This window comes from Flavitalea sp., assembly GCF_035489435.1.
In the GTDB taxonomy this organism is placed as follows: Bacteria; Bacteroidota; Bacteroidia; order Chitinophagales; family Chitinophagaceae; genus DATHKG01.
Genome location: NZ_DATHKG010000104.1, coordinates 69,210 through 77,750, shown reverse-complemented (window position 1 = coordinate 77,750; position 8,541 = coordinate 69,210). Strand labels below are relative to the sequence as shown.

Sequence of the window (8,541 nt, the reverse complement as noted above, 5' to 3'; positions counted from 1 at the left end):
GTTCTGGACTATGTTTGGCGGCTGCGTTGGATCAGTAAAGTTAGGCAACACAAAAACGGGCAATTTGAGGTAATGATTGTAATTACCTGTTGCACTGATTTGCGGATACCAACCGGATAATCCGATCTTGATGTCGCGTTCCGCGATTTCCTGATCGATGGCAGCCTGTTGTACAAAAGGCTGATTTTTCAGCGCATATTGTATACATTGCTCAAGCGTAAGGCTGTCGCCCATTGGCTGAACAGTTTGAGCAAAGGAAGCCGTGCTACCCGTAATTAAAGCGATTACAAAAAAAACAACTGGTCTTATTCGCATATTGATACTATAACATTATTGATAAATCGGTGCTGACTGGTCAAAGCTGCATTCAAAGGTGAGCGTTAACCAAATGAAAGCAAATCCCCTAATCCGGTACCTTGATACCGTCCCATATAACATTGGCAATCTTACATAAATCGGAATCGGTGTACTCATGTTTTCCCTGGGTATGAAATTTGGCAGTGGTCATGATACACCCAAATACTATTGCAGCAATCAGGCTATATTCCAACTTTTTCACAAATCCCTGGTCCATTCCCGACTGAAAGAATGCATTAAAACGTTCTTTAAAAGGGCTGACCGGTTCGGATTCCGATTTGGAATAGGGAGAACTATTGTATTGTTCTATAAAGGTTAATGCATTTTTATTCTGAATAAAATACCGGCAAACATTTATCCATCCTATAAAAAACTGTTCCCTGTAATTCTTATCTGCATAATCACTGCTGAACATGGCTTCAGCCATCTGGTTTTTGATTTGGGCGCCAAGTTCACGAATAATTGCATCCTTGCTTTCAAAATAGTGATAAATGGTTCCCGCAGCGACCCCGGCATTCCCGGATATCTTGCTCATCGGCACACCATGAAACCCATTTTCTCCAATTAACTCCAGCGTACTCCTCAAAATCGCCGCTTTTTTTGACGATACTTCTTCCGATTGAACGTTCATTCGGTTCGCAAGGTAAGTTCATTTTTGATTACCGATCCCCCGAACCTTAATTAATTTTTATTAATACGCCTTTTCCGGTTTTTTTTACCCTACAAACTTTAATTCAATTTTGTTCACAAATTCCCGGAATCAGGGTATTGTAATCCGCAAAATGAGTTATTATTGATCCGTCTGCAGCAGGCGGATATATTTTTGATCCTATTTAATACTTCTATATATGTCTAAGGTTCTATTGTGTTTTCTCCTGTTTTTCTGCCTGTTTCAAACCACTGCCCAGGATATTATCAAAATTATAGAGGCAGATCATCATTATATTCAGTATTACGGCCGTTTTGATAAAACTGATCCCAAAAAGCCGAGGTTCTGGGCGCCCGGTGCTTATATTATAACACGGTTTTCAGGGTCGGACTGCGAAATATTTATTAATGACCAGGTAACCGAGGGGTCCCATAACTATATTGAGGTAAAGGTGGATAATATCGATCCGGTCAGGATCCAGCTTAGGGCAAGGGCAAACAGGATCCAGATTGCGAAGGATTTGCCCGGCGGGGACCATACGGTAACGATTACGAAAAACACCGAAGCCTCGGTTGGGTTTCTTGAAATGATTGGATTTAAGTGCAACAGCCTGTTGCCTCCACCACCGGTTCCGTCAAGAAAGATCGAATTCATTGGGGACGAGATCACCACAGGTGCCGGTAGCGATACCAGGTATATGCCCTGTGACAGTGCTGAATGGTATGATCAGAGTAATGCATATAGTTCCTATGGAGCTATCGCCGCCCGTGATCTGAATGCGCAGTATTATCTTACCGCGGTATCTGGATTGGGTATCACAAAAACTGCGGGGGAACCCGGGGCAAATATTTCGCAGGTATTCAATAAAATCAATTTGCACAAAAATGCTGTTGAATGGGATTTCAAAAGCTATCAACCGGATGTAGTTACTGTAATGCTTGGTAACAACGATCCGATCAATGACTCTTCATCATATATTAATACTTATCTCACATTCCTTAAACTGCTTCGTTCTAAATACCCCATAGCCCAGATAGTTTGTGTTAGCATACCGGGATCTGCTCCCGGAGATGCAAAATCTGCGAGGCTCAGGAATATTATTCCAGCGGTAGTAGCAACTGCAAAAAAAAGCGGGGATCAACGGGTTCAGCAGTTAATCTTATCCGGCACTTATAATAAAGGTTGCAATAAACTACCTTCCATGGAAGAACATCTTGAGATTTCTTCACAGGTTACGGCTTATTTAAAAAAATTAATGGCCTGGTGAAAGAGAGAGATGAATTATGAGTGATGAATTATGAAAAAGGTTATGAGTGGGTGATTAATAAGAATTACATATCAATATTTCAGTTCATTCCATAACTTGTATTAGCTTTCTTTGAAGTCATAACTAAGTAATTCACAACTCACTCATAACTCATAATTCATAACTCTATTAAATGGTTTTTTGAATGAAAAAAAAGGTAACAACGATTAGCCGAAGAAAATTTCTTAACCAGGCTGCAATTTTATCCTCTGTCATGATTGTTCCCCGTTTTGTGCTGGGGGGAAAAGGTTATACAGCGCCAAGCGACAAAATCACACTCGGATTTATAGGTACCGGTCGCCAGGGATCAGGCCTGTTAAATAATTTTTTGAAGCTGGATGAAGCGCAGGTAATTGCAGCATCCGATGTTTATGCTTCTAAACTTAAAAACTTCAGCACTAAAGCAAATAAATTTTATGCTGATAAAACAGGCCAGGCTTCCTATGATGGTTGTAAGCCATATGAGGATTTCCGTGAATTACTTGCGTTGAAAGATATAAACGCGGTAGTAATTGCAACACCGGACCACTGGCATGCTGTACATGTCATTCGTGCTGCAGAGGCAGGAAAGGACATATATTGTGAGAAACCTTTATCGCTGACCGTAAAAGAAGGAAGAGCGATGGTAAAGGCTGCAAGGAAACATGACCGGATTTTTCAAACCGGAAGTATGCAACGCTCTGCCCCGGAGTTTCGGCAAACTGCAGAGTTGATTCGCAACGGATACCTGGGGGAAATCAAAACCATAAAAGTTAGTATAGGCGGCGGCCCGTTGCCATATGATCTGCCAAAAGAAGAACTACCCCAGGGACTTAACTGGGACCTTTGGCTTGGCCCAAATGAATATGTTCACTATAATAACCAGATTGCCCCGGCACCTGGTGCCGACATCTGGGCGAGATGGCGCTATTATAAAGGACTCGGTGGTGGTGATCTAACAGACTGGGGCGCGCATATGTTTGACATAGTTCAATGGTCACTTGATATGGATGAAAGCGGACCAACTGAAATTATTCCTCCAAACGGAAATGATATTAAATTCCTGACTTACAAATATGCTAGTGGAATTACGATGACACAGGAGAACTTCGGAAAAAATCATGCAATAAGATTTATTGGAACCGAAGGTCAGCTTGATGTACAACGTACCAAACTTGAGACATCAAAACCAGAACTTGCCACCAGGGTGATAGGGGAGAATGAAAAAAGAGTGTATAAAAGCGAAAATCATTACCGCGATTTTACAAATTCCATAAAGTCCAGAAAAAAACCTATCTGCGACATTGAAACAGGGCATCGTTCGGCTACTGTTTGTAATCTTGGCAACATTGCGTTTGAAGCAAAACGTTCATTAAAATGGAACCCTAAAAAGGAGACTTTTAACAACGATAAAGAAGCCAACGAAATGCTTGGCCGGAAGTTAAAAGAGGAATGGGCAATAAAGATGTAAAAATGAGTTATGAGTTATGAGTGATGAGTGAGTGATGAGTTAGGTGAGTGCAGAAGTGAAAATCTGGTTGCTGGAAAATAAAAATTAACGACTTGCCCCAAGGCACTAATATGTTGAATCAATGATGAAAGTATTCTCCGATCAGAAAAATATGATCAGACGAAAAATTCCATATGCTTTAAAGAAACATTGCTTAGTGATGATGCTTGCCGGGGTGGCAATGACCGCTGCTCTGCCTGCTATTGCTCAACGAAAACCCAACATAGTGCTTGTATATACAGACGATCTTGGGTATGGTGATTTAAGCTGTTATGGTGCAAAAAATATAAACACTCCAAACATTGACCGGATAGCGAAATCGGGTACAAGGTTTACAAATGCACATGCCACCTCAGCCACATGTACACCATCCAGGTTTTCACTACTTACCGGGACCTATGCCTGGAGAAAAAAAGGAACAGGGATTGCGCCAGGGGATGCCGCATTGATTATACCAGTAGATAAAGTAACAATGCCTTCGCTTCTTCAGAAATCCGGTTACACAACGGCGGTGGTTGGGAAATGGCATCTGGGTCTGGGCCCAAAAGGAGGGCCAGACTGGAATAGCGAAATAAGACCAGGACCCCTTGAAATTGGTTTCAACTATTCCTTCATTTTACCGGCAACAGTCGACCGCGTGCCTTGTATATATGTTGAAAACCATCGTGTGCTAAACCTGGATACTTCTGACCCGATAACCGTCAGTTATAAAGTCAAAATTGGCAACTGGCCAACAGGGAAAGAAAACCCCGAACTTTTAAAAATGAAGCCTTCTCATGGGCATGATCAGACGATCGTAAATGGCATCAGTCGTATCGGTTACATGACAGGGGGAAAAAGCGCTTTATGGACTGACGAAGACATTTCAGATGTGATCATATCAAAATCAATAAAATTCATCAACGAAAATAAAAGCAAACCGTTTTTCTTACTCGTAACCACGCATGATATTCATGTGCCGCGGGTACCTCATCCGCGATTTGCCGGTAAATCCAATATGGGGCCCCGTGGTGATGTTATTCTTCAACTTGATGATGCAATCGGAACAATCCTTAATACCCTTGACAGATTAAAACTGACAGAAAATACAATATTTATTTTCACCAGTGATAATGGACCAGTAGTAGATGATGGTTATCGTGACGATGCAGTGGAAAAATTGAATGGCCACAAACCGGCAGGTCCGCTTCGTGGTGGAAAATACAGTTCATTTGATGCTGGTACACGTGTACCTTTTATCGTTAGCTGGCCTGCCAAAATAAAACCAGGTGGAATATCCGATGTTTTATTCAGCCATGTAGATCTGCTTGCTTCCTTGGGAAAACTTACCGGGCAATCGCTTAAAAAAGATGAGGCGCCAGATAGTTTTGAAATGTCCGGAACTTTAACTGGTGAGAAACCAATGGAACGTCCTTTCCTGGTTGAACATGCCAATAGCTTGTCACTGATACGCGGAAACTGGAAATATATTGAACCTTCTCCAGGCCCGGCCCTGAGCAAAGAGGTGAATATAGAAACCGGAAATAACCCTGCCCCACAATTATATGACCTTGGCAATGATATCGGTGAAAAAAATAACCTGTCAACCAGTAAACCAGCACTCGTGAAAGAATTATCAACTTTACTACAGAATATTCGCGACCAGAAAATGAATCGTTAGATTCGTGGTTGATACTGTTATCTCTTGAATTGTTGTATATGAGATTTGTTTTGATTGCACGATTTTTGGCAAGTGTTCAGTTGGTTATTCTTTCCAACTCCATTTATAGCCAAAGCAAACAAGTTGAGCCACTTCCAAATATCGTTCTGATTGTTGCTGACGATCTGGGGATTGGCGATCTCGGTTGTTATGGGCAGACAAAAATTAAGACACCGAACATAGATGCACTTGCCGCAAATGGCATGAAGTTTACCCAGTTTTATGCCGGCACTTCAGTTTGTGCACCCTCACGTGCTTCCCTTCTTACCGGTTTACATACCGGGCATACCGCTGTCAGGGGCAACCGGGAATTGAAACCCGAAGGACAGTTTCCTTTACCTTCTAATGCATTTACGATCGCAGAGTTGTTAAAAAAATCAGGATATGTAACCGGTGATTTTGGTAAATGGGGTTTAGGTCCTGTCGGCTCAACGGGCGATCCGCTCAATCAGGGTTTTGATCGGTTTTTCGGTTATAACTGTCAGAGACAATCTCATAATTATTATCCTGATCATTTATGGGAACAGAATCGGCAGGTAAAGCTTGCAGGTAACACAGTTAGCAGTTTCCAGGTCTATGCTCCGGATACAATTCAGCGTGAAGCGCTCGGATTTATTTCACAAAATGCGGCAAAACCGTTTTTCCTATACCTTTCCTACACATTGCCACATGCAGCTTTACAGGCAGAAGATGAAGCATTGTTTGCTCAATACAAAGCGGAATTCAACGAACAGCCTGTTGCCGTTAAAACACCCTGGACGGGAGAAGGTTATGCACCGCAGCCCTATCCACGTGCTGCTTATGCAACTATGGTGACCACACTTGACAGATATGTTGGTGAAGTCGTAAAGGAATTAAAGAATAAAGGACTTGATCAGAATACCATCATTATTTTTACCAGTGACAATGGCCCGCATCGTGAAGGCGGAAATGATCCTGATTATTTTAATAGTAACATGGGCTTACGTGGATATAAAAGAGATCTCTATGAAGGTGGTATCAGGACGCCACTGATTGTTAGCTGGATTCCAAAAATCAGAAAGGGTTCCAAATCTCAGCACATTGGCGCTTTCTGGGATCTTATGCCAACTTTTGCAGAAATAGCGAACTATAAGTTGAATGAATATACTGATGGCGTATCCCTGTTACCTGAACTTTTGGGAAGAAAACAACCAGCTCATGAATTTCTTTATTGGGAATTTCATGAAGCAGGTGGCCTTCAGGCTCTTCGAATGGATCAGTGGAAAGGAGTGCGCCAGGATGTACTGAAGGATCCGAATTCCCCGATTGAATTGTACGATCTGAAAAAAGACCCGGGTGAAAAAACAAATCTTGCAAAAAAGTTTCCCGAGATTATCAAAAGTATGCGCATCGTTATAGAACAGCAACATGTTGAAAACGATGATTTCCCGCTTACAAAAAAAAAGAATGATGAAACCAGCCATCCTTAATTCCATTGGTTTTTTAGTGTTGTTCCTGGCATCGGTTAAGTTATCCGGCCAGGCAGAAAGCAAACAAAAAATCAATAAGAGGCCAATGAACGTTGTGTTTATTCTTGCCGATGATCACAGGTATGACTTCATGGGTTTTATGAAGAAAGTTCCGTGGCTTGAAACTCCAAACATGGATCGCATGGCCAGAGAAGGAGCCCATCTTAAGAATGCTTTCGTAACCACCGCTCTTTGTTCCCCAAGCCGTGCTTCTATTTTAACCGGCCAATATGCACATACTCATACAGTGGTAGACAACAACGCTCCGATGCCAAAAGAACTTAAATTCTTTCCATCTTACCTGCAGAAAAAAGGGTACAAAACCGGTTTTTTCGGCAAATGGCATATGGGGAATACCGATGACCAGCCTCAACCGGGATTTGATCAATGGGTAAGTTTCAAAGGACAGGGGATTTATTATGGTTGCACATTTAATGTGAATGGAAAACAGGAAAAGCAGGATTCAACCGTATATACTACCGACAAACTGACTGACTATGCACTAAACTGGATGAAATCATTAAAAAAAGATCAGCCTTTTTTCACTTATCTCTCTCACAAGGGTGTTCATGCGATGTTTGAACCCGCTGCCCGCCATAAAAATAAATATGCTGACCGTGCGATTGTTTCGCCTCCTTCCATGTATATAACCGCAAGCGACAGCAGTAAAAAATATGGCACTATCACCGAGCCGGCAACAACGGTTAACAAAGCCGATATGCCGTCATGGGTACAAAAACAACGTTACAGCTGGCATGGTGTCGACTATATGTATCATGGTGAATTTGAGTTTGACAATTTTTACCGCCGTTACTGTGAGACGTTACTGGCAGTAGATGAAAGTATCGGTAAGGTCACCCAATGGCTGGAAGCAAATGGACTTGCTGAAAATACCCTGGTGATTTACATGGGTGATAATGGATTTTCGTTTGGTGAACATGGCCTGATTGATAAACGTCATGCATATGAAGAATCTATGAGGGTGCCTTTGCTTGCCTGGAGTCCTTCCCTGATTAAAAAAGGGTTGGTTGTTAATCAAATGATCCTGAACCTTGATATAGCTCCAACGATACTTGAACTTGCGGGCATCGCTAAACCTGCAAACATGCAAGGCAAATCATTTCTTGGGCTGTTGAAGGGGCAAACTCCTGCTGAATGGCGGGATAAGATTTTTTACGAGTATTACTGGGAATATTCGTTTCCTCAAACTCCTACAATTTTTTCTATCCGGACAGACAGGTACAAATACATTTTTAACCAGGGCGTTTGGGATGCCAACGAACTATATGATTTACAGGCAGACCCCTATGAAATGAATAATCTTATCCGCAAGCCTGAGGTTCAGCAAATGGCCCGAACAATGAAAAAACAGTTGTGGGACTGGCTTGAAGAAACGGGCGGACTCCAGATTCCTCTGAAGAAAATTTATAACAAAAGGAATGACCATATCTATGAAGGATACTATTAATTAATTATTATCAACTATTGCCAACAACCGTTTCCACCCATCTAAATCCATAAATTGCCGGCAAATGTTTATGATTTATATTA

7 protein-coding genes are annotated in these 8,541 nt (G+C 41.8%); 5 read left to right on the top strand and 2 right to left on the bottom strand.

Annotated features, from left to right (window positions below):
• Nucleotides 1–315: TolC family protein (locus VK664_RS17390; protein ID WP_461399964.1), on the bottom strand; the 315-nt coding region annotated here is incomplete at its 3' end.
• Nucleotides 316–403: 88 nt separating this feature from the next.
• Nucleotides 404–988: a TetR/AcrR family transcriptional regulator gene (locus VK664_RS17385; RefSeq protein ID WP_461399963.1), complete on the bottom strand. Its 585-nt coding sequence runs from the start codon at nucleotides 986–988 to the stop codon at nucleotides 404–406.
• A gap of 217 nt (nucleotides 989–1,205) precedes the next feature.
• On the opposite strand from VK664_RS17385, the gene VK664_RS17380 reads away from it, so the two are divergent.
• The 5 genes from VK664_RS17380 to VK664_RS17360 all read left to right on the top strand — a co-directional run bounded on the left by VK664_RS17380 (nucleotide 1,206) and on the right by VK664_RS17360 (nucleotide 8,458).
• Nucleotides 1,206–2,273: a GDSL-type esterase/lipase family protein gene (locus VK664_RS17380; protein ID WP_461399962.1), complete on the top strand. Its 1,068-nt coding sequence runs from the start codon at nucleotides 1,206–1,208 to the stop codon at nucleotides 2,271–2,273.
• Nucleotides 2,274–2,457: 184 nt separating this feature from the next.
• Nucleotides 2,458–3,762: a Gfo/Idh/MocA family protein gene (locus VK664_RS17375; RefSeq protein WP_461399961.1), complete on the top strand. Its 1,305-nt coding sequence runs from the start codon at nucleotides 2,458–2,460 to the stop codon at nucleotides 3,760–3,762.
• A 121-nt stretch (nucleotides 3,763–3,883) separates the two neighbouring features.
• Nucleotides 3,884–5,461 (top strand): sulfatase family protein, encoded by a 1,578-nt coding sequence (locus VK664_RS17370; protein ID WP_461399960.1) that lies wholly within the window; start codon nucleotides 3,884–3,886, stop codon nucleotides 5,459–5,461.
• Between the two features lie 38 nt (nucleotides 5,462–5,499).
• A complete protein-coding gene (locus tag VK664_RS17365) occupies nucleotides 5,500–6,951 on the top strand; it encodes an arylsulfatase (RefSeq protein ID WP_461399959.1) in 1,452 nt (483 codons plus the stop codon).
• Nucleotides 6,929–8,458, top strand: coding sequence for a sulfatase family protein (locus VK664_RS17360; protein WP_461399958.1), 1,530 nt, complete (start codon nucleotides 6,929–6,931; stop codon nucleotides 8,456–8,458). The genes VK664_RS17365 and VK664_RS17360 overlap by 23 nt, the downstream gene beginning before the upstream one ends.
• Nucleotides 8,459–8,541 lie beyond the last annotated feature (83 nt).